General features: G+C 43.6%; 17 protein-coding genes. 9 read left to right on the forward strand and 8 right to left on the reverse strand.

All coding sequences use genetic code 11. The features are described from left to right. Nucleotides 1–193: 193 nt before the first annotated feature. The 4 genes from ettA to QZ019_RS03695 form a co-directional block, all read right to left on the reverse strand. The gene (ettA, locus tag QZ019_RS03680; protein ID WP_294567546.1) at nucleotides 194–1858 is read right to left on the reverse strand and encodes an energy-dependent translational throttle protein EttA; all 1665 of its coding nucleotides are present in this window, start codon (nucleotides 1856–1858) and stop codon (nucleotides 194–196) included. Nucleotides 1859–2000: 142 nt separating this feature from the next. Next, on the reverse strand, nucleotides 2001–3464 hold the full coding sequence (locus QZ019_RS03685; RefSeq protein ID WP_295482410.1) for a sodium:alanine symporter family protein: 1464 nt from the start codon (nucleotides 3462–3464) through the stop codon (nucleotides 2001–2003). A 52-nt stretch (nucleotides 3465–3516) separates the two neighbouring features. Next, a complete protein-coding gene (locus tag QZ019_RS03690; protein WP_294567542.1) occupies nucleotides 3517–4167 on the reverse strand; it encodes a DedA family protein in 651 nt (216 codons plus the stop codon). A gap of 53 nt (nucleotides 4168–4220) precedes the next feature. Beyond that, nucleotides 4221–4691 carry a tRNA (cytidine(34)-2'-O)-methyltransferase gene (locus tag QZ019_RS03695; protein ID WP_294567541.1) on the reverse strand — a complete coding sequence of 157 codons (471 nt, stop codon included), beginning with the start codon at nucleotides 4689–4691 and terminating at the stop codon, nucleotides 4221–4223. 328 nt (nucleotides 4692–5019) lie between these two features. On the opposite strand from QZ019_RS03695, the gene QZ019_RS03700 reads away from it, so the two are divergent. From QZ019_RS03700 to QZ019_RS03710, 3 genes are read left to right on the forward strand one after another with little or no spacing between them, the layout of a single operon-like run. Next, entirely contained in the window at nucleotides 5020–8274 is a 3255-nt protein-coding gene (locus QZ019_RS03700) for a DNA translocase FtsK 4TM domain-containing protein (protein WP_295482411.1), read from the forward strand. 2 nt (nucleotides 8275–8276) lie between these two features. After that, on the forward strand, nucleotides 8277–8885 hold the full coding sequence (gene lolA, locus QZ019_RS03705; protein ID WP_295482412.1) for an outer membrane lipoprotein chaperone LolA: 609 nt from the start codon (nucleotides 8277–8279) through the stop codon (nucleotides 8883–8885). After that, nucleotides 8869–10296, forward strand: coding sequence for a replication-associated recombination protein A (locus QZ019_RS03710; protein WP_295482413.1), 1428 nt, complete (start codon nucleotides 8869–8871; stop codon nucleotides 10294–10296). Before lolA ends, QZ019_RS03710 begins: the two co-directional genes overlap by 17 nt. Here the strand turns inward: QZ019_RS03710 and QZ019_RS03715 are convergent. Beyond that, on the reverse strand, nucleotides 10293–11087 hold the full coding sequence (locus QZ019_RS03715; protein ID WP_295482414.1) for a ZIP family metal transporter: 795 nt from the start codon (nucleotides 11085–11087) through the stop codon (nucleotides 10293–10295). The genes QZ019_RS03710 and QZ019_RS03715 overlap by 4 nt on opposite strands. Before the next feature lie 202 nt (nucleotides 11088–11289). On the opposite strand from QZ019_RS03715, the gene ahpC reads away from it, so the two are divergent. From ahpC to QZ019_RS03740, 5 genes are all read left to right on the forward strand, one after another. Continuing rightward, a complete protein-coding gene (gene ahpC / locus QZ019_RS03720) occupies nucleotides 11290–11853 on the forward strand; it encodes an alkyl hydroperoxide reductase subunit C (RefSeq protein WP_009143685.1) in 564 nt (187 codons plus the stop codon). Between the two features lie 112 nt (nucleotides 11854–11965). After that, a complete protein-coding gene (locus QZ019_RS03725) occupies nucleotides 11966–13603 on the forward strand; it encodes an FAD-dependent oxidoreductase (protein ID WP_295482415.1) in 1638 nt (545 codons plus the stop codon). Nucleotides 13604–13706: 103 nt separating this feature from the next. Then, on the forward strand, nucleotides 13707–14978 hold the full coding sequence (locus QZ019_RS03730) for an alpha/beta hydrolase (protein WP_295482416.1): 1272 nt from the start codon (nucleotides 13707–13709) through the stop codon (nucleotides 14976–14978). Between the two features lie 3 nt (nucleotides 14979–14981). After that, the gene (gene proB / locus QZ019_RS03735) at nucleotides 14982–16088 is read left to right on the forward strand and encodes a glutamate 5-kinase (RefSeq protein WP_295482417.1); all 1107 of its coding nucleotides are present in this window, start codon (nucleotides 14982–14984) and stop codon (nucleotides 16086–16088) included. 3 nt (nucleotides 16089–16091) lie between these two features. Further along, nucleotides 16092–17351 carry a glutamate-5-semialdehyde dehydrogenase gene (locus QZ019_RS03740; protein WP_295482418.1) on the forward strand — a complete coding sequence of 420 codons (1260 nt, stop codon included), beginning with the start codon at nucleotides 16092–16094 and terminating at the stop codon, nucleotides 17349–17351. 46 nt (nucleotides 17352–17397) lie between these two features. Here QZ019_RS03740 and modF read toward each other — a convergent pair whose 3' ends face one another. Beyond that, a complete protein-coding gene (gene modF, locus QZ019_RS03745; RefSeq protein ID WP_295482419.1) occupies nucleotides 17398–18864 on the reverse strand; it encodes a molybdate ABC transporter ATP-binding protein ModF in 1467 nt (488 codons plus the stop codon). A gap of 172 nt (nucleotides 18865–19036) precedes the next feature. Then, nucleotides 19037–23338 (reverse strand): autotransporter domain-containing protein, encoded by a 4302-nt coding sequence (locus QZ019_RS03750; RefSeq protein ID WP_295482420.1) that lies wholly within the window; start codon nucleotides 23336–23338, stop codon nucleotides 19037–19039. A 428-nt stretch (nucleotides 23339–23766) separates the two neighbouring features. Between QZ019_RS03750 and QZ019_RS03755 the strand changes: the two genes are divergently transcribed. Then, nucleotides 23767–24669 (forward strand): universal stress protein, encoded by a 903-nt coding sequence (locus QZ019_RS03755; protein WP_294567518.1) that lies wholly within the window; start codon nucleotides 23767–23769, stop codon nucleotides 24667–24669. Nucleotides 24670–24731: 62 nt separating this feature from the next. Here the strand turns inward: QZ019_RS03755 and QZ019_RS03760 are convergent. After that, the coding region (locus QZ019_RS03760) for a DUF933 domain-containing protein (RefSeq protein WP_295482421.1) at nucleotides 24732–24930 on the reverse strand (199 nt) is incomplete at its 5' end.

A 24930-nucleotide genomic window follows, 5' to 3' on the forward strand; every position in this document is an offset into this window, starting at 1 on the left:
ACCGAATAAGAAAAATAAAAAATCCGATTTTTACCTAGACTGTAAATTTCAGGTTTTTCAGTTTATTTTCTTTTTTTAATCTACAGGTAAAAGTAGGCAAAATCGTCTACGTATGCGTAATTGTAAAAGTTGATTTTGTTACTTTTAGATAAAGAAAACCGCCGCGATTTGCGACGGTTTTAGTGATGTAATTTTAGTCAGTGACTTTCTTAAAACGCATTCGATGCGGAATTGCTTCATCACCGAGCTCTTTCTTTTTCCAGGCTTCATATTCGGTATAGTTGCCTTCAAAGAAGCGTACTTTACCTTCATCACCGTAGTCAAGAATATGTGTGGCAATACGGTCAAGGAACCAGCGATCATGGGAAATGACCATTGCGCTGCCGGGGAACTCCAATAATGCGTTTTCAAGAGCGCGAAGTGTCTCAACATCAAGGTCATTGGTCGGCTCGTCTAAAAGGAGAAGGTTGCCGCCAACCTGGAGCAGTTTAGCAAGCTGCAGACGTCCGCGTTCACCGCCTGATAAATCGCCGACACGCTTTTGCTGATCGGATCCTTTAAAGTTAAAGCGTCCGATATAAGCACGGCTGGGGATCTCATAATTACCGACTTTAAGAATGTCCTGTCCTTGAGAGATTTCATCGTAAACCGTGTTTTCGTCTTTCATTTCGTCACGGAACTGCTCAACGTATGCAGTAACGACGGTATCTCCTAATTTAATTGATCCGCTGTCTGGTTTTTCAAGTCCTGTGATCATTCTAAATAAGGTTGATTTACCTGCACCGTTAGGTCCGATAATACCGACGATGGCTCCTTTAGGGAGAATGAATGATAAATCGTCAATGAGTACCTGATCACCGTAAGCTTTCTTTAAATTCTTCACTTCCATTACGGTATCGCCAAGACGCGGCCCGGGCGGAATGTAAAGTTCATTGGTTTCGTTGCGGCGCTGATATTCGACATTAGAAAGTTCTTCAAAGCGAGATAAACGGGCTTTGGATTTAGCCTGACGTCCTTTGGCGCCTTGACGAACCCACTCAAGTTCTCTTTCGATGGAACGGCGGCGAGCAGATTCAGTGCTTTCTTCAATCTTCAAGCGTTGATCTTTCTGATCAAGCCAGCTTGAGTAGTTGCCCTGCCAAGGGATACCCTCACCGCGGTCAAGCTCTAAGATCCAGCCTGCAACGTTATCAAGGAAATAGCGGTCGTGAGTAACGGCAACAACTGTTCCCGGATATTGATGGAGGAATTGTTCAAGCCAATCAACCGATTCTGCGTCAAGATGGTTGGTAGGCTCGTCGAGCAGCAGCATATCGGGACGTTCAAGCAGTAAACGGCATAAAGCTACACGACGGCGCTCGCCTCCTGATAAAACTTTAATCTGTTTGTCAAAGGAAGGAAGTCGCAAAGCGTCGGCAGCACGTTCAATCTGACTGTCTAGGTTATGTCCGTCATGTGCCTGAATAATAGCTTCAAGCTTGGCCTGTTCTTTTGCTAAGGCATCAAAGTCTGCGTTTTCATCAGCATATGCCACGTATACTTCGTCAAGTCGGGCAAGAGCATCTTTTACTTCGGCAAAGGATTCTTCTATCACTTCGCGTACGGTTTTTTCCGGATCGAGCTTCGGCTCTTGGGGTAAATAGCCGATCTTAATGCCGGGCTGAGGACGGGCTTCGCCTTCGTAGTCTTGGTCTACGCCGGCCATGATTTTAATTAAAGTTGATTTACCGGCACCGTTAAGACCTAACACACCGATTTTGGCACCGGGGAAGAAAGATAATGAAATATCTTTTAGGATTTGTCGTTTAGGCGGAACAATCTTGCCTACCCGATTCATCGTGTAAATGAATTGAGCCATTAATTTACCTCATAAAAAAGCTTTGGCTAATTGTACCAATTAAGGTGGATTTTTTCAGGTAAGAATGCATTTAGATGGAAAAAATAAGCAGCAAGAAAAAACCGCGAGAAAATCGCGGTTTTAAAAAAGGAATAATACTTAATTATTCTTCACTTTGCTGTTTATTCTTGGCTCTTCTTGAAGAACGAACTGCATTATGCAGTGAGGCAAAGCGGTTGGTTAGCTTCTCCGACGGACCGAAGAAAGGACGCTCGTCCTTTAAGAATTTATTGTCGTAGTCATTTAAAGCGCGAATAACAAGCTTATAAAGACCCACGACCGCAATAATGTTCGGTATGACCATAAGACCGTTGAACATATCGGCAAGCTCCCAAACAAGGTCGACATGCAGGAACGATCCCATCATCAGGAAGGCAAGAACCATTACCGAGAAAACATTGATTACTTTATAGCCGAACAGATATTTGACGTTTTGTACCGCAAAGAAGTACCAGCCGATAATGGTGGTAAAAGCGGCAAAGAATAAGCAGATTGCCACGAAGCCTGATCCTGCCTCACCCATGCCTTTTACGAAAGCATTTTGGGTAAGCACGATACCGGTTGCCTGTCCGTCAAGAGAGCCTGTTACCAAGATAACGATAGCAGTTGCGTTTAAAACGACGAAGGTATCAATGAAAAGTCCGACGATAGCGGCAAGACCTTGCTCTGCAGGGTGTTTGACTCTTGCTACCGCATGAGCATGAGGGGTTGATCCCATACCGGCCTCATTGGAGAAAAGACCGCGGGCTACGCCGTAGCGGATAGCTTCCTTAATTGAAGCACCGATAACGCCGCCGGTTGCTGCTTCAGGGTTAAATGCTCCGATAACTACCTGTTCGATTGCCGGGATAATCATGTCAAAATGGCAGCATACGATATAAAGAGAACCTAACACGTAAACGCCGGCCATGAGAGGAACCATCTTCTCGGTAAAGCCTGCAATACGGCTGACACCGCCGATGAAAATGAAACCGGCAAGCATGATAACGAAAATGCCGGATATCCAGGTCGGGATATTAAAAGCTGACTCAAAAGCGGTTGAAATGGAATTTGCCTGCACCATATTGCCGACAAAACCCAAAGCAATAATGATAAGGAACGAGAAAATAATCGATAAGGGCTTATTGCCAAGACCTTTTGAAATGTAATAAGCAGGACCGCCGGTTATATGTCCTTCTCTGTCTTTGGTACGGTAAAGCTGAGCTAAAACGGCTTCGGCAAAGATTGTTGCCATGCCGAAAAATGCGGCAAGCCACATCCAGAAGATAGCTCCCGGGCCGCCCATGGCCATAGCGGTAGCTACGCCTGCAAGATTTCCGGTACCGACTTGGGCCGCCACTGCAGTCGCTAAAGACTGGAATGAAGTCATACCGTGTTTGCCGGCTTTTTCTCCGTTAAAAGATAAACCGCCGAACACGTGCTTAAACGCAAGTTTGAAATGTCTTATCTGAACGGCACGCAGTTTGAAAGTAAAGAAGATGCCGGTACCGACAAGAATGGGAATTAAACACCAAGGTCCCCAGAGAATGGAGTTGATGTCTTTAACGATTTGAGTCAAAGCGTCCATAGTTAAAACTCTAGTTGCTTAAATTAAAAAGGCGGGGATATCCCGCCTCATGTTATTTTTGGGATTGCTCGGATTCAGCGTTATCGTTCATTGCCTTATTGAGCTTATTGTGAAAACGCTTTTTCAGGTAAATGCCGAGGACAACAAGAATAATTACAGCTAGAATCAGGTAGATAACTTTTTGTACGTCACCTACGTACTGCATCAATAAATCAAGGTTGTCGGCAAAGAAGAAACCTAAATAAACCCAAACAGGAACGGAAATCAAAGCAGCGATGCCGTCCATCAAAATAAAGGTGAAGTAAGAAATACGGCGGCTCATTCCTGCAACCAGGAAGATCGGAGAACGTAATCCGGGAAGGAATCGGGCAACGAACAAAAGACCTAAACCGTACTGCTTAAATTTTCTTTGAATGTGAGAAAAGCGTCTTGGAGAAAGTATTTTGCGGAACATCCGGATCTTTTGAATACGGTAACCGAAAATTCTTCCGGCAAGAAACATGGTACTGTCGCCGATAAGCACTCCTGCAAGACCAACTGCCAGCATTGTATGCGGATTGGTCATTCCCAAACCGGAGATAACGCCGCCAGATACGAGGGTAATGTCTTCGGGAACGGGAAGTCCGAAACCGCATAAAATCAAAATTCCGAAAACCGCGATATATCCGTAATCGGAAAAGAAAGCAATTAGAAAATCAAGCACCGCTTTACCTTTACTTTATATGTTATTAAGAGATTTTAACAAAAAATGAGCGATTAGGGCAGTTTTGCACCTATAAAACCTAATTGTCTCCATGCTTCATATGCCATGACAGCTACGGCGTTTGACAGGTTAAGGCAGCGGCTTTTTTCAACCATGGGAATTCTAAGCCGGAAATTTTCAGGAATTAGTTGCATTACTTCGTTAGGAAGACCTGAGGTTTCGCGACCGAAAAGCAAGAAATCTTCGTCTTCAAAAACAAAGTCAGACGGTGCGGTATTTCCGTGAATCGTTGAAGCGATAAGGCGTTTAGGTTTGACGTTTTCCAGAAATTTTTCAAAGGAAGTGTGTACGGTTAGATTGGCAATTTCATGGTAATCAAGACCTGCTCTTAGCATTTTCTTGTCATCCATGAAAAAATCGAGCGGACCTACGAAATGAAGTTTTGCTCCGCAGTTTGCTGACAGGCGGATTATGTTTCCCGCATTCTGCGGCATCTGCGGACGGTATAAAACGATATTAATCATGAATCTTTCCGTAATTTACTGATAAAAACGCGACTGCATATTTTATCACTCCTCTCAGATTATTTTAAGTTATTAATTAGTTTTGTTTTTGCATTTAATAAACAAAGCATATAAAAATTATTTGCATTTTGATAAAAATCATTTATCATAAAAATGCGTATTAAAAATATACGTATTTTTATCGACAGCGCGGTTTTCAAATTGCCCGAAGGGGTGAAAAATGGTAGTATCTTCAAGAATTTTATCCAGTTTTTTAACGACGGCGAAATTTGAGTTAGCTTTAGATTGTTATACGTCGTACGCATCCGCGATATACCTCGGAGGATATATGTTCTCACGCCAGAACAAAGGGCAGAACAACCGCATAAGTGATCGTATTTTACAAGTCGGCATGTTTGCTGCATCTGTTGCCACAGCAGGAATTCTTTACGTTTTATGTAAGTTTTTGATGATAAATGACAGTTCGGTAAGCGGTGAAATAATTTTAAACGGAACACAGGCTGAACAAGTAGTGCACGGATCTCCTATAACTGCCTTTTTATTCAGTTATTTCGGAGCCTTTACTTTTTTAATTCCTTTGATGCTCCTTTATTGTTTTTATCTGGTATTAAAAAATCGATCCCGATTATTCGTACCTGATTTCTTTAGGGTCGGATTACGCGTTTTAGGCTTTAATATTTTGATATTGGGTTTGTGTGCGGCTTTTTCCCGGACCTTTTCTTTTGGTGTAACCGGCGGTGGCGGAGTTCTTGGCGATTACATTAATTTGTCATTGCTTTCTTTAATGCCGGGAATGGCCGTTTCTTTGTGTTCTTTACTTTTGTCTTTTATCGGCATTTGTGTGTTTTTTGCCGTTTCTCCTTTGCAGTTAGCTGACGGAATCGGATCTTTTATTATGAGATTCATAGACGGTAAGAAAGGGGAAGAGAAGGAGGTCGGACAAGAAGAAAGTGTTTCTACCATAAGTGAAATGACGGATGACGAATCCAATCACATTGAACCTTCTTTTGAAGAAGAAATTAAAGATGTAAAAAAAGCCGGTCTAGCAGATGCCTCCATTTTTTCCAAAGTTGCGGCAATGCCTAAAGCTCCATTTATTAATAAAACCAAAGAAGAAAAAGCTGAGGATACCGTTCCTACCAGAAATATTTTTGATAGAACCGAGCCTAAATTCTCATCTTTTGATAAAGAAGAAGCTCCTTTGCATAACGAGACCCAGGATGATTTCTTGCATGATCCTTTTTTAGCCAATGAATTAAAGGATGAAAAATCGGACAACGACAGTCCGCGTACTATCATCACTCGTAATAATGATAAAGAGAATTTCTTTAAAGATGATGCAAACTCTTTTGATAAAGAGCCTTCTACTATTATCACGAAAGGATACGATCCGATTTTTGCTACCGGACCGGAGTTTGAGAGTAAAGCGGACAATGTTGATGATACTGGCAGCAGTACTTTTATTTCATACGGCAGCGGCGCACCTCAGGATGATTATGTTCCCAAAGCTCCGGTAAGTCCGGATCCTGCTATCGTAAGTACTCATATTTTCTCCGGTGAACCCGTTGAGTCATTTAGCGCTAAAACGGAGTTTTCTGCCGGACTTGACGAACAAGATCCCGTTATTAAAGACGAAGTTGACGAGGCGGTTGAGGAAAATGTCATTCAATTTAGCGACTTTGCTAAAAAGGGATCGTTTGAATTAAACGATCTTCCTGCATCATTCCTGCCCAGTGCTCAAGAGGATGATGGGGCGTTTACGCCGGTTGCGCATACCTTATCGGAAAAGGACGGATCTTACCAGTATGAAAGCGCTGAGCGCGGCGTTTTGTCAGTCTCCGGTAAAGAACATGATTTTGCCGCAGATAAGAATGCAGCTTCAAGCAGTGAAAGTTTTAATGCGCCTTTAAAGCAGGATGATTATGCGTTAAAGGAAGAAAACGAAGAGGTGAAAGCTTCTTTAAATGACGGTGACGGACAGGGATTTTTCGGTAAACCTCAAAACAGCAGTGCCTCAAATCTTCCTTCATATATTAAGCCTGAGGAAGAAAAGAAAGCTGCAGCTGCTTTAAGTACCGTGACTGTTCCTCATCATAGTTTCGGCTCTTGGCGTCCGTCTTTTGATTTACTCACGCCGTCTCACAATGTAAAAGTAACTTCTCCTGAAGATTTGGAGCAGATGGCAGGGAAAATCAACTCCTGCCTTGCAAGCTTTAAGATTAAGGCTCAGGTTGCTCGCTACAATGTAGGGCCAATAATCACCCGCTACGATTTAATGCTTTCCCCGGGAACAAAAACTGCAACTATTATTAATTTAAGTCAGGATCTGTGCCGTGAGCTTATGGTGCGCTCGGTACGCGTTGTCAGCAATATCCCCGGAACACAGTTTGTAGGTCTTGAAATTCCTAATCCTCACCGCAAAATGATCACTTTGCGTGATATGGCTGATGCCGGTGCTTTTAATCGTGCAAAGGGTACGTTGCCGATTTGCCTTGGCAGTTCCGTTACCGGAGAGCCTGTTATGGTCGATTTGGCGGCAGCTCCGCATCTTTTGATTTCAGGAACCACAGGCTCCGGAAAGTCTGCAGGACTTAACTGCTTTTTAATTTCACTTTTAATGCAAAAGTCCCCGGAGGAGCTGCGTTTGATTCTTATTGATCCTAAACGCATTGAGTTTTCTCTTTACAATAATTTGCCGCATCTTATTACTCCGGTTATTTCAGATGTGGCTGAAAAGACGTCTGCGGCTTTGCGCTGGTGCATTGATGAAATGGAACGCCGTTATGCGCTTATTGAAGCTATCGGCGTACGCAAGATAAGTGAATATAACGAGCTTATCGAAGAAGCAAGAGCATCAGGACGCAGAGTTTATGACCCGGCATGGACTGCCGATATGGGAGGAGAACCTCCGGTTTTGGCACCTTTGCCTTCAATTGTTATCGTGATTGAAGAATACGCTGATTTATTGGCGCAGACTTCAGGCCGCAAGAAGAATGTCGAGAATTCACCTGAGATGTGCATTAACCGTTTGGCCGCAAAAGCCCGTGCCGCAGGTATGCATATTATTTTGGCAACGCAAACTCCGCGTGCCGATGTGGTAACCGGCGTTATCAAGGCCAATATGCCGTCCCGTGTTGCTTTTACCGTGCAGTCAAAGCTTGATTCAACAATTATTTTAGATGAGCAAGGAGCTGAAAAGCTTTTAGGCTATGGTGACATGCTGTGTAAATTCACCGGTGTAAACGGCGGGCAGACGTTTAGAGCTCATGGTGCGTTCTTAAGCAATGATGACGTCGAGCGTGTTGTCGAGGCTTGGAAAGAGCACGGCGGAGAACCTGATTACATTGATGGCGTTACCGATTTGCCGGAAGAGGAAAATGACAGCGATGATTTTTCCTCCGAGCCTAAAGTCGTTCAGCTTGATAAACTTTTTGATCAGGCTGCAGCCTATACCCGCGAACATTATGCCCGTAAGCAGAAATATCCTTCTATAAGCGATTTTCAATCTACTTTCGGCGTAGGCTATCCTCGTGCTAAGAAAATCGTGGCACAATTGATTCGTGAAGGTGTAATGGAGGATTAGGCGTGTTTAAATTTATAAAATATTTAGCTGCGGCAGCTTGTCTCTCTTATGCCTTGTCAGGCACGGCTCTTGCTGATGATAAAGCTGATTTAAAAGCAAAATTGAATGCCTTTAATGAATTTTCCGCTTCTTTTGTTCAAGAAGTAACGGATAAAAGCGGAAAAGAAGTTATGAATTCAAGCGGTATGCTAGCACTGAAGAAACCGGCTAAATTCATGCTGCATACTCTTGATCCTGATGAACAGGTTTTATTTTGTTCTGGTAAAGATATTTATTTTTATGATCCTTTCGTCAATCAGGTCTCGATTTTTTCGCGCAGCGAGTTAAGCGCATCGCCTTTTATTCTTTTATCCGATATGTCGGATAATGTGTGGGCGAATTATGACGTTAGGCATGAAAACGGCGTTTATATTATTACCCCGAATCGTCAGGGAGATATAGTAAATTTAAGGTTGAGCTTTAAAGGATCCGATATTGATACGATCTCTCTTGTGATGAAAGACGGCAATCTTAATACTTATAAACTCTCAGACCGCAGACGATCTGCAGATCCGCATGTGTTTGAATATAAAATACCTGAGGATGCAGAGGTGGATGATGAGCGCCGCTAACTACGATTTATTTTCCGATCTTAAAGTTGAAGCCGATAAAGAAGAAAAACAGGATACCGATGTTTCGCTATTCGTTCCGTTAGCTTCAAGAATGAGACCTAAGTCTTTGGATGACTACATAGGCCAAAGCCATTTAATCGGTCCGGGGCGTCCTTTGCGGATGGCGCTTGAGCGTAAACAGTCTTATTCTATGATTTTTTGGGGACCTCCCGGGGTCGGAAAGACTACGCTTGCGCTTATTATTGCTAAAAGCTCGGGAGCGGTTTTAGAGCAGATTTCAGCGGTAACTGCCGGAGTCAAAGATATAAGAGCGGCGATCGATAGGGCTATGTCGCGTAAAAGACAAGGCGTGCGAACCGTATTATTTGTCGATGAGGTTCATCGTTTTAATAAATCTCAGCAGGACGCTTTTTTACCCTATATAGAAAACGGCACTATTATTTTTATCGGTGCAACTACGGAAAATCCTTCTTTTGAATTAAATTCGGCTCTTTTATCCCGAGCCCGCGTCTATGTGCTTAAAAAATTAAGTCCAGAGGAGTTAAGAGAGCTTTTGCATCATGCGCTTAAGTCGGAAAAGGGACTTAAATCCGAGAATTTGATTCTTGCCGATAAAGTAGAGGATGCGCTTATCGATTTATCCGAAGGCGACGGCAGACATCTTTTGAATACTCTTGAGATGCTGGTTGATTTGGCGGCTCCTTATAAAGACGGTGCAAAAATCATCACCTTTGCCATGGTCGGAGCGGTAGCGGGCAGACGGCTTATCAAGTATGATAAAGGCGGTGACGCTTACTACGATTTAATTTCGGCTTTTCATAAGTCGGTGCGCGGCTCGGCTCCTGATGCTGCTTTGTATTGGTATGCAAGAATTCTGGCGGCAGGCGGCGATCCTTTATATGTGGCAAGAAGACTTTTGGCTATAGCGACTGAAGATGTGGGACTTGCCGATCCGCGGGCAATGCAGGTGGCGCTTAATGCCTGGGATATTTATGAGCGGGTGGGGGCTGCCGAAGGCGAAAGAGCGATAGCCGAAGCTGCGGTATATCTTGCGATAGCGCCTAAAAGCAACGCTTTATATACGGCATTTCATCAGGCTAAAGAAGATGCTGAAAAACTTCCTTCTTTTGATGTGCCTTTATATCTGCGTAATGCTCCGACTAAACTTATGGAAAACCTCGGTTATCACAAAGGTTATCGTTACGCTCACGATTTCCCTGGTGCATATGCGGCAGGAGAATGCTTTATGCCCGAGGAGCTTGACGGACGTACTTACTATAAGCCAAATGATCGCGGATTGGAGATTCAGCTTAAGGCAAAGCTTGATTATCTTAAGGATCTGGATAATAAAGCAATTGATCGCCGTTATCCTCCGGAACATCAAAACGAGGTTAAAAAACGTCTTGGCTAACCTAAGGTGGTATCTAAAAGCATCATGAGCACGAATCCTGCAAGTACTGCAATAGTACCAAGGTCGGAGTGCTCGCCTAATTTTGCTTCAGGGATCAGTTCCTCTACAACCACATACATCATGGCGCCTGCAGCAAAAGCAAGTGCCCAAGGGAGAAAAGGTACGAATTGTCCTGCAATGAGGATCACCAAAAGTGCCGCCACAGGCTCTGCAAGACCTGAAAAAGCTCCCATTAAAAAGGCTTTAAAACGGCTTTTTCCTGATGCATGCATCGGTAAAGATACTGCAGTTCCTTCAGGAATATTTTGAATTCCCATACCTAAAGCAAGCGCAACGGCTGCAGACATCGCTTCAGGCGATCCTGCACTGTACGCAGCTGCAAAGCTTATGCCTACAGCCATTCCTTCAGGTATATTGTGAATAGTCACGGCCAAAAAGAGCAAAGAACTTTTATCAAGGTGTGATTTAGGTCCTTCAGGTGTTGTTGAATCAGGATGCAGGTGAGGCATTAAATGATCGAGTAAAAGCAGGAATAATGCACCTAAAATGAATCCTCCTGCAGCAGGAAGAGCCGGAATCTGTCCTAACTCTTGAGCTTTATCAATTGCCGGAATCAAAAGGCTCCATACGGATGCCGCAATCATGATCCCCGCGGCAAATCCCAAAGACAACTTTGTCCATAATGAAGAAGGTTTGTTTTTAAATAAAAAGACAAAAGCCGAGCCCAGAGCGGTCATGGCAAAAGTAAATGATGTGCCTAAAGCGGCGCTTAAATACGGTTCAGGGATCATATTTTTCTCTTAATTGCATTTTTTTCTATTAACCGTTCTTTTTTGAAAAAAGTAAATCTCATTACTTGAAAAATATTTGCAAGAGAGACAGTTTTTCAATTGCGAGCTAATCGCAACTAATGAATAAAGTTTTAAGTTAGAATAGTCTCCGACAAAGAGATAAGGTCTCGATAAATTTAAATCTAAAATTAAGGAGCATTAAATGTCTTTAATCAATAAAGAAGTTGCTGATTTCACCGTCAAAGCCTACCAGAACGACAATTTCCACGATGTTTCTAAAAAAGACATTTTAGGTAAGTGGTCCGTTTTCTTCTTCTATCCTGCAGATTTCACTTTCGTTTGCCCGACTGAACTTGCAGACTTAGCTGATAAATACGAAGAGTTCAAAAAGATCGGCTGCGAAATTTTCTCCGTTTCCTGCGATTCTCATTTCGTTCACAAAGCATGGCACGATGCTTCCGATACCATCAAGAAGCTTCAGTATCCGATGCTTGCTGATCCTAATCATCAGCTTTCCCGTGATTTCCAGGTTCTCATTGAGAACGACGGCATGTCAGAACGCGGTACTTTCGTTGTAAACCCTGAAGGCAAGATTGTTGCATACGAAGTTGTAGCAGGCAATATCGGTCGTAACGCAGATGAACTTTTACGCCGCGTAGAGGCTTTACAGTTCGTCGCCGAGCACGGTGATCAGGTTTGCCCGGCCAAGTGGCAGCCCGGCGCAAAGACCTTAAAACCGGGTCTTGATTTAGTCGGTAAGCTTTAATTGATAAAGTTAACTAAGTTCACTTTTTGAAAATAAAGGCTCTTCCCCCATAAGGCAGAGCCTTTTTCAGTTGTAAGATAGTCTTTAATATCAGACAAATTAAGGATTAAAGATGTCAAATAATGAATTATATGATGCCGTTATCGTAGGCGGCGGACCTGCAGGACTAACCGCGGCTTTGTATTTGGCAAGAGCCCGTTATCGCGTTTTGGTAATTGAAAAAGATCGTTTCGGCGGACAAATTACCATTACTCATGAAGTGGTTAATTATCCCGGTGTTGAAAAAACGAGCGGAGAGGCTTTAACTGAAACTATGCGTCGTCAGGCGCAGAATTTCGGAGCCGAATTCCTTTTGGCTGAAGTTACCGATTTAAAGCTTGACGGTGATATCAAAACCGTTGTGACAAGCCGCGGTACTTTAAGAGCTTTTTCCGTGATGATTGCAACCGGCGCTAATCCGCGCCGCGTCGGCTTTAACGGTGAAGATGAATTCCGCGGCCGCGGCGTGGCTTACTGCGCCACTTGCGACGGTGAGTTCTTTACCGGTAAAGAATTATTGGTAATAGGCGGCGGTTTTGCTTCTGCAGAGGAGTCGATGTTCCTTACCCGTTATGCTTCAAAAGTGACGATTTTAGTGCGTAAAGATGCTTTCTCCTGCGCAAAGAGCATCGCTGACGAAGTTATGGAACATCCTAAGATCACCGTGTTGTTTAACCATGAGCTTGTAGGTGTGGAAGGCAATGACATGGGCATTGTCAGCGCCACATTGCTTAATAATAAGACCAATGCAACCGACGAGTATCGTGCTGCAGGGGACGACACTTTCGGCGTCTTTGTGTTTGCCGGATACGTGCCTAACACCACATTGGTTAAAGATAAAGTAGCCCTTAACGAACAGGGGTACATTATTACCGATGACAACAAGGAAACTAATGTAAAAGGCGTTTTTGCCGGCGGCGATGTATGTATTAAACCGCTGCGCCAGGTAGTAACTGCCGTAGCCGACGGTGCGCTTGCCGCTTGTGCAATGGAAAAACGCGCGGCTATGATGCATGAAAAAACCGGTCTTGTCCCCGAAGTTCCAAATGCTACCCGCAAAGCTCCTGAAGAAAGCCGTGCTTCTTTGGCTCCTGAACCTGAAAATGACGGTAAGTTTGTCAGCGCGGATATGATCCCTCAATTAAATGCCGTATTTGAGAGAATGGAAAGCAAGCTTATCTTAGAGGTTAGAACCGATGCTTCTGAGAAATCGGCAGAGCTTGTCGGCGCGATGCAGGAACTTGCAGCCCTTACCGATAAACTTGAGGTTAAGACGGTTGAAGGTGGAGAAAACACCCCGGTCGTGCGCCTGTTAAAAGCTGACGGTACGTTTAGCGGTCTTGCTTTCCACGGAGTGCCGGGCGGACATGAGTTTACTTCATTTATTTTAGGCTTATATAACGCCGCGGGTCCCGGTCAGCAGATTGATGACGCGGACAAGGCAAAGGCCATGGCTATAGATAAGGAGATTTCACTTAAGATTTTGATTTCCCTGTCCTGCACCATGTGCCCTGATTTGGTAGTTGCCGCACAGCGTCTTGCTTCACTTAACGATAAAGTTAAGGCTGAAGTTTACGACGTTAACTTGTTCCCTGAACTTAGAAGCAAGTATAAAGTCATGTCGGTACCGTGCCTTGTCGTAAATGACAGTGATGTAAGTTTCGGACGCAAGAATTTAAGTGAGCTTTTAGAACACTTGTCAAAGATCTAAAAAAATAATCTGATTTTGCGTACAATGAAAAGGTCTGCACTTTAATCTGCAGACCTTTAATTTTTTAGGGTTTTAAGATTCAACTCAATTCCGGAGCTTATGCATGGAAGAAAACAGCGATCTTAATTTAAGTCAAATCTTATTTAAGCCGCAGCCTAATTATATTGAAACGTCGCTTATCTCAAATTCAGGGGCGGCTGTCCCGGATATTGCTTTAAGACCTTATTCAGGATCCGGCTTTCATGCAAATTGGTATCGACCGCTTAATCGTTATATGTGGTCATGGATGGGCGGAAATCCTCTTGATATTGAGGAAGCTCTGGCAAATATAGCTTGCTCTGAGGAAAAAAGAAGCAGGGAAAATATGTTTGATACCGTATCTTTATACGGTCCTGGCAATTGGATTTACGAGTTTGCAAGCATTGCGCAAAAAAGAATTTTAATGGCTAAAAAGGCTATTGAAGATAATAAATTTGAGCTTGCAAGCCATCAATATCGTATGGCGTCACGTTATTTTGCCATTGCCGCTTATCCGAATTTAAAAGGAGACGTTCTTGCAGCAGAATCTTCTATGTACGGGCGAAAAGCTTATCGTGAAATTTTCGTTAACTCCAAAAGATGCGGGTATTATTCTGAAGAGGAGTTTACGGTAAGAGGCAAGAAAGTTATCGGTTATCTGCACAGTCCCGATAATAAGGATTTGCATCCCTGCGTAGTGATGCTCGGCGCTTATGATCAGACTGCAACCGACTTTTTCCGTATCTTTAATGATGAATTAAGGCCATTGGGTATCGCTGCTTTCGTGGTAGATATGCCGGGTCTTGGCAACAGTGCAAATCTTATTCTTGATGAAAATTATTCGGAAATCGCCGAAAATGCTATTTTGCATTTAAAAGAGAAAGTTAAGTTTATTGATTCAACAAAAATCGGGCTGTTCGGTTTGCACTTAAGTGCCGCAGCTGCAGTGAGACTTGCAGTTTTACGTACTGATTTGGTTAATGGTCTTGTGGTGCTTGATCCGACCGTACATAATATTTTTACTAATGTAAATTATTTGTCGGGTGCCCCTTTATGTTTGCGTTCATCCATAGCCAATCGCTTAAATGCCGATGCATCAAATTGGGATACTTTGATGCCGCAGCTGCAGATTTTATCTTTAAAACAGCAAGGATTGCTGTCATCTTCAGGAAAGTGCCCGGTTAATTGCTGCGTAGCCGTTTCTGACGGTGACAGACCTTTAGTTGATGATGCTCATGCGGTAGCTGACGCATTCAGGCACAATGATTTTGTTGACTTCAAGGAAGCCTCTGCCGATTTATCTTTTGCCAGAGCTTCAAAACTTGTCGGAAAGTTTTTTAAAGAGCAATTTACATAAGTTATGAATAAAACCATAGTCATTAAGTTAGGCAGCAGTACTTTAACCTTAGGATCAAAGCATTTAAACCGCGCGCATATGCTTGAAGTGGTAAGGGTAATTGCCGGGCTTAAAAAGGCAGGATATAAGGTAGTTTTAGTATCATCAGGTGCTGTCGCTGCAGGACGGGAATTATTAGGTGATCCGCAGTTGCCTTCAGTTTTAAGTTCAAAACAGCTTTTAGCTTCGGTAGGGCAGGGGCGGCTTATTGAAATATGGGAAAGCCTTTTTGCTATTTATGATATTCATATCGGACAGATCCTTTTAACCGGAGCCGATCTTGATGACAGGGAGCGCTTTTTAAACGCGCGCGATACTTTAAAGGCCTTGCTTGATTTTAATATCGTTCCCGTGATTAATGAAAATGACGCGGTGTGCATTCAGGAAATAAAAGTAGGTGACAATGATAACCTTGCGGCAATTTCAGGAATTCTTGCCGAAGCCTCGCAGGTTATTTTATTTACCGATCAAAAAGGGCTTTACACTAAAGATCCGCGTAAGTTTAAATATGCCAAGCTGATTAAAGAAGTTCATGAGATTACCGATGAGATATATGCCCTTGCTGGAGGAGCCGGAACCTCTTTAGGAACCGGCGGCATGGCAACTAAGATTAAGGCGGCGTCAACGGCGCTTAAAGCCGGAATGGAACTTATTATCGCCTCGGGTGCAAAACCTGAAATCGTTTTTGATTTGGTAAAAGGGGAAGGCGAGGCTACTTTCTTTAAGCCGACGCATTCTCCTTTGATGGTGAAAAAATTATGGCTTTCAACGATGGCCAAAAGCTCCGGACAGATTGTTATTGATGACGGGGCCAAAGATGCAATCGTTAAAAAAGGAGCAAGTTTGCTTCCTTCGGGCATAATAAAAGTAACTGGCGAGTTTTATCGCGGATCAATTGTTACTTTGTGCGATTTGTCCGGTAGGAAATTGGCTAAGGGCATAAGTCGTTATTCATTTGATGAAGTTGATCGCATTAAAAGAAAAAAATCTCAGGATATTGATGCTATTTTAGGATTTGATCACGGGGCGGTCGTGGTTCACCGCGATGATTTGGTTGTTTTAGGATCGTAAGTGATGGATATAGTAGAAATGGTTAAAGGAGCCTATGAGGCTTCTTTTGAAATCGCTGATTTAATTACGCGGGATAAAAATGAGCTTTTATTAAAGCTTGCCGATGAGCTTTTGGCGCATAAAGAAGAAATTTTTGCGGCAAATAACGAGGACGTTTTATTAGCAAAGGAAAAGAATCTGCAAGAGGCTTTGGTCGATCGGCTTAAATTTAATGAGTCACGCTTTTTAGAAATGGTTGACGGCGTAAGAAAAGTAGCCGCTTTGCCCGATCCGGTCGGTGAAATTTATGACGGGCATACCGTTGAGAGTACGCTTACGCTTTATAAAAAACGCGTACCTTTAGGAGTCGTCGGCGTTATTTATGAAGCAAGGCCCAACGTAACCATCGATATTGCGTCCTTATGCTTAAAATCAGGTAATGCCTGCGTATTGCGCGGCGGAAAGGAAGCGCTTAAAACCAATGCCGTTTTGGTCAAGCTTTTGCACAAAGTATTAAAAGAGTGTCAAATTGATTCACGTGCGGTAACTTTCATTGACTCGCCTGATAGAGAGCATATCAAGACCATGCTTTCTCTTGACAGCTATATTGACGTTATTATTCCGCGCGGCGGTGAAGCTTTGCACAGAATGTGCGTTCAGTTTGCGACAATGCCGGTGATTGTGGGCGGTTTTGGCGTAAGTCATATCTTTGTCGATAAGACCGCCAACTTACTTAAAGCCGTCAATATCATCATAAATTCAAAAGTACAAAAGCCGTCTGCCTGTAATGCTCTTGATACTTTGCTTTTGCATGAAGATATCGCGGTTCCGCTTATTGATATGCTTTTGCCTGAACTTGAAAAGTACAAGATAGAAATTTATGCTCACGGCGATATTTTTACTTTATGCAAGGCAAAAGAATATCCGTATCTGCATCGCGGGGATCCCACTTTATTTGACAAAGAATGGTTGAGCCTTGCGTTAAACATTGCGGCTGTTGAAGATGTGAAAGACGCGGTGGCGCATATGCGCAGACACCGGGCACATCATTCCGACTCGATTTTGACTGACTCATGCAAAAATGCGGAAATTTTCTGCAACGCGGCAGGATCGGCGTGTGTTTACGTTAATGCATCCACCCGTTTTACGGACGGCGGACAGTTCGGTATGGGCGCAGAAGTGGCCATCTCAACGCAGAAACTGCATGTAAGAGGACCGATGGGGCTTAAAGATTTGACTACATATAAATATATCTGCAAAGGCGATTACTTGTGCCGGAAGTGATATTACCCGCCTTTAAAGGCGGGATTTATCCGCAGAGTTTTTAAAGTCAGTCTTTAATCTTTTCCTGGACTATTTCATAGTTATTATCACCGACCGGCACGAAAGTAAGCTTGTTGGTGATGCCTTCAGGCGCGTCTTCGGCATGGTGCGACACGAATAAGATACTGGTGTCGCCGTGATGCATGAAATAAGAGATAAATGAACGCACCATGGCGCGGGCATAGCTGTCAAGTCCTTGCAGCGGCTCGTCAAGAATAAGAAGCGGCGGATTTTTAACAAGTGCTCTTACTATAAGCAAAATACGCTGCTGACCAAAAGACAGCTGTTTAAAGCTCATTTGCTCTTTGTTTTCAAGGCCTATAAGTTTAAGCCAGGTTTTTGCGCAGTTGATTTCTTCATCACCTGGGCGGTTATACAGTCCGATTGAATCGTAAAATCCCGATAAGACCACGTTGATAAGCGGAGCGCTGACGCGATAGTCAAGATGTAAAGCACCGCTTACGACGCCAAAGTATTTTTTAATATCCCAAATCGACTCGCCGCTGCCGCGCTTGAAGCCGAAAACGGTTACATCATTGGTGTAAACCAAAGGGTTGTCGCCGGTGATAAGCGACAGCAAGGTCGATTTGCCGGCGCCGTTGGGTCCTGAAATCTGCCAATGCTCATGCGGCATTACGGTAAAGTCAAGATCGGTAAAGATCGGGCGATTGTAGGTGATGTTGACGTGTTTAAGTTCAACCAAAGGACCCGGTTTTAAAGGCAGCAGCCTGAATTTTGCAGGGGCCTTGGGCAAAGTGATGTCAGGAAGGTTGCCGCAAAAGAGCAGGGCTTTGGCGTCTTCGTCTTTTTCAATAACTTCTTTTTTATCGATTTTAATGATTTTAAGATCTTGAATGATGCCCATCATGGAAAGAGAGGCGGGAATTTCATCGGGACGGTTGACTATAAGCACTACGGGGATTTCATAGTTCTCGTGAATGTAAGAGATGATCTCCAAAAGATTTTGGCGTGACTTTACGTCAAGAGCGTCAAAAGGGGCATCAAGAATTAAAAGGTCAGGAGAGGTACAAAGGCACTGGGCAATAAGGATTTTGCGTCCTTCACCTCCAGATAAAAGACGAACCGGACGATCGAGTAGATTGGCAAGATTAAAAGCTTTTATTACTTCCCACAATATTTTAGGATCGGAGTCTTTTAACAAATCACGCGGAGTAAAACCGCGTTCTTCGTGTTCGCTTGCTGCGTCGGTATTGCGCAGGTTATAGTCGTCTTCAAACAATTTTTGCTGTTTTTCAAAAGACACGAGAGCGGCATTAAAGTTTTGCGGGGCAACACCTTGCGACAGCGGCAGCTCTCCGGCAAGGGCGCGGGCGACCGAGCTTTTGCCGCAGCCGTTGCTGCCGATTAAAACGATTAAATCATGGGGTTTAAGGTTTAAAGCAGGAATTGAAACGGACAGTTTTTCATTTAATTTAAATACTGCGTTCTGCCAGGATAATTGAGTATTTTGCATAGTGTTAAATAATATTGATGAAAAAACTTTTTTTTATTGTAAAACAAGAGATAAAAAAAGTGCAGACTGCACCTTTTTAGGTGCGTTGATAAAAAATAAAAGCCGGCTGTAGAGACCGGCTTTACTTGAAGTTATGAAGCTCTATGGTGAGGCAGGCCGTAGAGCTTAACTTTTAGAAGCTGTATTCGGCATTGACGTACCAATTGTTAGACTCTGCATCGCTGCCTTTTTGATAGCTGTAGCCTAAACCGAAGTTAAAGCTGTTGTAGCCGATTTCAAGGCCGACGTTGCCAAGGAAGCTGCCGTCATCCATAACCGAGTACTTAAGCGATGATGCGGCGGCGGTGCCCATGCTGACATCTATGTCATTGTCATCGGTATCACCGAAGGCAAAGATGTAGGCGACTTCAGCCTGTGGGGTGATTTTAAGACCGTTGTCAAAGGCAAACTCTCCGCGTACGCTGGTGCCGAGCGGCAATGTCCAAACGTTCAGACGATCGGAATCGTACTTGAAGGCATTCTGTCCGTCATACTTGGAGGTATAGTCGTCAGGATTGATGTTGTAGTAACGAATTCCGGTGTAAGGAACGAACTGCACATTGTCAAGAGTGTAGATGGTTTCAGCTCTAAGCCCTGCGGTAATTACGGAAACGTCTCTGTCAGCTTCAACTTTCTTGCCCAAAACGTGACCGTCAAGCTCGTTGTCGCTTTCACTATAGCCGATATCTGCGATGAAGTTTAAATAATCGGTCTTATAGTTGCCGTAGAGGTTGACACCCCACATATCAAAGTCGTTTTCGATGCCCATGCCGTCAGAATCGCCTTTGCCATAGCTAAATGCGATGCCGGCTTGCATGTTGTTGTACTGCATGATGTCAAGACCTACGGTGACACCGTCAAAATCACTGTCGGAATCAAAAGATCCTAAGCTGGTGTCTACACCGTCCAAGTCACGGCTGTTGTGGAAGTACTTGACCCAAACGGCGCCGTTTTCGTTGACGCGCGGATCTCCTGTCACGTCGTCTTGAGTAAAGGAGAGACGCAGTACGGAGTTATCGGCCATATTACCGGCGATGGCAATGGTATTGCTCGTAACACCTGCAGCTTCACCGATAAGCATCATGGCGCTGCTTAGATTCTGACCCTGTGAGGTAGTATCTTTAAAGAAGTTCTTAGCTCCTTTATTGATATTATCGCCGTTGGTGATAACTTCCTCTGCAAGGGCGCGGATGGAACCGGCGCTAGGGCCTAAAGTATCTACAAGCTCATTGGTGGCATTCTGTTGCTCTTTTTCAGTTAAGGCGCTCAACTGCTTGTATGTAATGTTGTAGTTGCTTCCTGCGTTTACAGCATTTGCATAGCTTTCAGTTCTGTCATAAACGAGTGCATCGTTGTTCCAGAAATTATCCTTGTCGTCAGTTTTGCTTGCAATAAGATACTTAGCATCGCTGTCAACCGGTTCAATGCCTGCAAGATCAAGCTTTGCGCCGTCTTCAACGACAACATCGGTATCTTGTGCATCAATTAAGGCAACATCTCTTCCTGCAGTAAGTCCTGACAGCTTGGTGACGCTGCCTGCTTTGACGGTGATGTTGTCAAAGTCGTGGATTTTGCTTTGACTTATATAGTCTCCGTCAGCTTTAAGTGCCTCTAAGGTGTTTGTACCTGAAAGAATTAAAGTGCTGTTATTGACGCTTTCGTAAGATGTCTTTGTATAGTCAACACTATTGCCGTTGTAATAAGGGTTAAAGTTATTGTCTTGTCCGTAAACAGTAGCTAAGCTATAGCCTTGGCCTGAGATCTCACCTTTAACAGTAGCTCCATTTAAAGTGATGACAGCTTTATTGACGGTTGATGAAGTAGCAGATGTGCCGTATCCGATATCATCATCAGCAGCAGTGTATACTTCATCAACTTTTTGCGGGGTTGTTCCGTTAATAGCACCGCCGGCGTAAATACTGCCTTCGACAGTACCGCCGTTGAGCGTTATATTGCTTTCACCCACATGGGCACCGCTGCCTTTAGTAAGGTTGTCAACTGCAATGCCTCCGCCTAAAATATCCTTCGTGATAGTACCGCCGTTAATAGTGATAGTTGCAGTATCTACAATATCTGAGCCAGACATTCCTAGAGCCATACCGCCTGCGGCTATTGAAGTTTTATCGGTAATGCCTTTGAGGTCTACCATTGTCATGCTGGCATTCAGACCCAGCCTGTTCCACTGAGGGTAGCCATCTTCATTATCATTTTTGCTGGCATTCATGATGCTGATAAGCTGTAGCTGCTCAATAGTGCCACTGTTAACCGTAATGGAGGATGAGCCGACGTGAGTCTGTGCATCAATTTTATTGTCTGCACTTGCTTCTGGTTTGCGTACAGAATTACCGATGGCCATTCCGCCGCCGTAAACACCGTCAACATTACCGTCAATCATAATGTTGCTGTAGTCTACGGAACTCTTTGCTAGAATTTCGGCAGTATGGCTTTTATTGTCGACAGCTTTGTCTCCCTCCATGCTTAGAGCAAAGCCACCGCCGAATACGCCGACCGTATTCATTTCTTGACCGATATAGGTGTTAACCGTACCCGTAGAAGTTTGAGCTCTGGCGTTATTTAAAGTTCCGGCTGCACCGCCGCCGAATACACCGGCTGCGTAGCCTTTTAATAAGTTAATGTTAGCCCCAGTATTGGTAACAGTGGCAAGAGCACCTTGCGGATCTGAGTCTTTAATAGTTCCACGCAGGCTGCCGTGACTGAAGGCAGCACCGCCGCCGAAAACGCCTACTACAGCTCCTTGTCCAACAATACCGTCAAGGGTTATGTTATCCAGATTTCCGTCTTTAACAGCAGAGATGATACTGCTTAAAGCACCGCCGATATTTGCGGCAACATTAGCAGGATTCGCGCTTTCAAGATTTACGGTAATATTGGCTTTGCCGCTTGATGATGTTGCCACGGATTTACCGTATGCGTCATTAGTTGTATAAGCACTGTTATTTTCGGAACCGTCATTTTTCCAAGTGTAAGTATGAGAGGCAATTGCTATACCGCTGCCTATAACACCTAGTGCAGTAGTATTTCCGGTAAGGCTAATGTTGGTATCTTTGATGATCGTTGATTTGGCTGTACCTCCTTGGATGGCGTTAGCAACATTAATCATTATATCGCTATTAGGTGTACCGCCACCTTGACCGAGTAATTCCAGTATTCCTTTGTCAGCCCATCCTGCGTCATTGCCAACTTGACCGCCTTTAATAGCTTCTACTAATCCTGTAGCATCTCCGGCAAGTGCTGCACCTCCGCCAGCAATACCTAAGCTCATACCGTTGTTAATATTTATATTAGTAGATCCGTTAACAGTACTGTCAGCAGTTCCTCCAATAGTGGAAATAGCTGCACCGCCTCCCATCAGACCGACGGTTACACCGTCAATGGCGCTATTTAAATTAACATTAACCTTCTTAGAATTTACAGTTAAAGTGGTATCGCCACCTACAGTACTTGTAGCATTGCCGCCTACAGCTATCGCCATACCGCCATTAAACAAACCTGCAGCATTAGCATTATTGTTGATCTCGGTATTAACAGAATCGGTAAGTACTGTTGAGGTTGAGCCGTTAAATGTAAGAGTAGAATCAACCTTAACTGTTATTGGGCCCCATGGTTTTAAAGAAGCAGAGCCCAGAGCAGAGATACCGCCGAGCGCAATAGCAGCACTTCCACCTATTGCACCGAAAACATTGCCGTTATCAAATTTTAAATTGCTGGAACCATTACGCACTATGTTGATTTCATTATGATCTGATACATCAATTAGTGTTGTGGGTCGTGCTTCATTTAATGAAAGATTCAGCTTTCCTGTCAATCCGGTATCCATTACCAGATCGCCGCCGACTGCTCCAATTACAACAGGACTGACTTCATCATTTCCGATGGTTACAAAGGTGTCGCCGTTTAAAGTATGTTCTTCAGTCGTGTCAATTTTTGTTATCTTATCAGCAATATCCCCGAGGTCTGTTAAGGAAGTTGCTAGGGAAGGATCTGTTGAGGTGAAGAAATCTCCTAGCCTTGGGGCTAATTTTGCAACAACAGATAGACCTGTCTGTACTCCTTGATCTAAATCTCCTTCACCACCGACAACTCCGACGACAGAGTGTTCTGTTAAGGCTTGTCTAATGTTATCAAGTGATGGAGCATTTATAATATCTGTAAATAACTTACCTGCATCGCCAGGTTTAACTATCATGACTTTGTTGCCTTGGGCGATTACAAATTTATGGCTTCCTGCTCCGTCACCACCTAATACATCGCCATCAATAACATAGTAGCCGTCAACTGGCTCTAAACCAAGATCTGCCTCATGTTTTCCGTTTATGCTAAGGGCCAAAGCATCAGTACTGTATAGAGCACACAAAATACTTACAGTAAGTAAAGAAGGAACAATCTTCTTTTTTAGATTTGCTTTCTGTTTCATGAATGAAAACTCCTTATAAGTAAGCATAAAGTAATTACTTTTTCGTATGCTCAAATATTTTCTCTCCCTCCTCCCCCCCCCCGCAGGTCAAGCGGATATTCCAGCCTTAAATTAAAACTGTGATGAAGTGTTCAAAATATTTTTAGGTAAAACTTATACCGGAATTTCTTAAACAATCTGTGTTTTATCTTTGTGTTGTGAATAGATAAGAATATTTTGTAAATCGGATGCGGTTTTCTGTTCGTTGCTAAAGAAAAAGAGGAGGGCTTAAAAAGAGTTTTCTTCTTTAAGCTGTTGTTTTTTACGTGACCTAGTCGACGAAATGAGTAAAAAGCTATGCCTTACTTCAAATATTTATCAATATTTATCTTATGAACTAAAATTTTATACTAAATTATAAATAAATCTTATGACATAAGGAGTTAGTTATGGACGGGGAAAAAGTACGTGTCCTGGTATTGTTAAAACCCGGAGAAGTGCAGCCGGCCATGGAACGGGCGGCAGAATTTGCCCGTTTTATGCCGGAGCTTGAAGTGGTCGCTTGCCGCGTCATTCATGAGTTTGACGATCTGACCAAGCCGTCGCTGGAACAGCAGATGTCTCGTGAAATGTTAAAGATTGCGCAGCGTTATCCGAGCATTAAACATTTCATTCCGAAGATTGTCTTTAATAAAAATGTTCCTGAAGCCTTTGTGCAGGAAGCAAAAGAAGGAAATTATCTTTTTGCGATAATTTCAGCCAATAAGCGCAACACAATCAAAGATTTGTTTATCAGTACGATTGACTGCAGCATTATGCGCCTTATAAGCATACCTTTGCTGGTTGTTAAAGATGCGCATGCCCCGCAGCGCCTTGGCAGAGCTATTTTGCTGTGCATTGATTTTGAGGCGGATGATCATGAAGTTCTTGCCGATGATAAGTTATTTGAAGCTGCAACAATGTTTGCCAATAACTTTAACGGTGAAATTCATGTGGCGAATGTGGTTTCTCCTTTGCATCTTGGCATCAGAACCAGAAACACCTCGATGTCTCCTATGTTCAAGTCGCATGGGGCAACTGATGGCAGGGCTGATTATCACGGGGATTTATTAAAGGAATTTGCTGACAAACACGGTATTCCTGATGAGCGTACGCATGTCCTTATTGGCCGCGTTGATGAGGAAATTCCGCATTTAAGTCATGATATTGATGCGCGCATGGTGTGCATGGGCATGTCACCCAATAACGGCTTGTTAGGTGCCATGAACAGCGGCGCAAGTGAATTGGTGCTCGAGCAGATTAAAGGCGATTTATTTATCGTAAACGGCATCAAAATGATGGAAGAAGAGTAAAAGTCTTCTTTTCCATACGAAAAAGGCGGGAAATTCCCGCCTTTTGCATAAATTGACTTAACTTATTTTACGTTGAATAAGAATTCAAATAAGTCGCCGTCCTGAACGATATAGTCTTTACCTTCAGAGCGCAGTTTACCCGCTTCCTTGGCACCGCTTTCACCGCCGTATTTAATGAAATCATCATAGGCGATGGTTTGGGCGCGAATGAATCCGCGTTCAAAGTCAGAATGGATCTTACCGGCTGCCTGCGGGGCGGTG

The sequence above is a fragment of the uncultured Succinatimonas sp. genome (assembly GCF_905203285.1).
Taxonomy (GTDB): domain Bacteria; phylum Pseudomonadota; class Gammaproteobacteria; order Enterobacterales; family Succinivibrionaceae; genus Succinatimonas.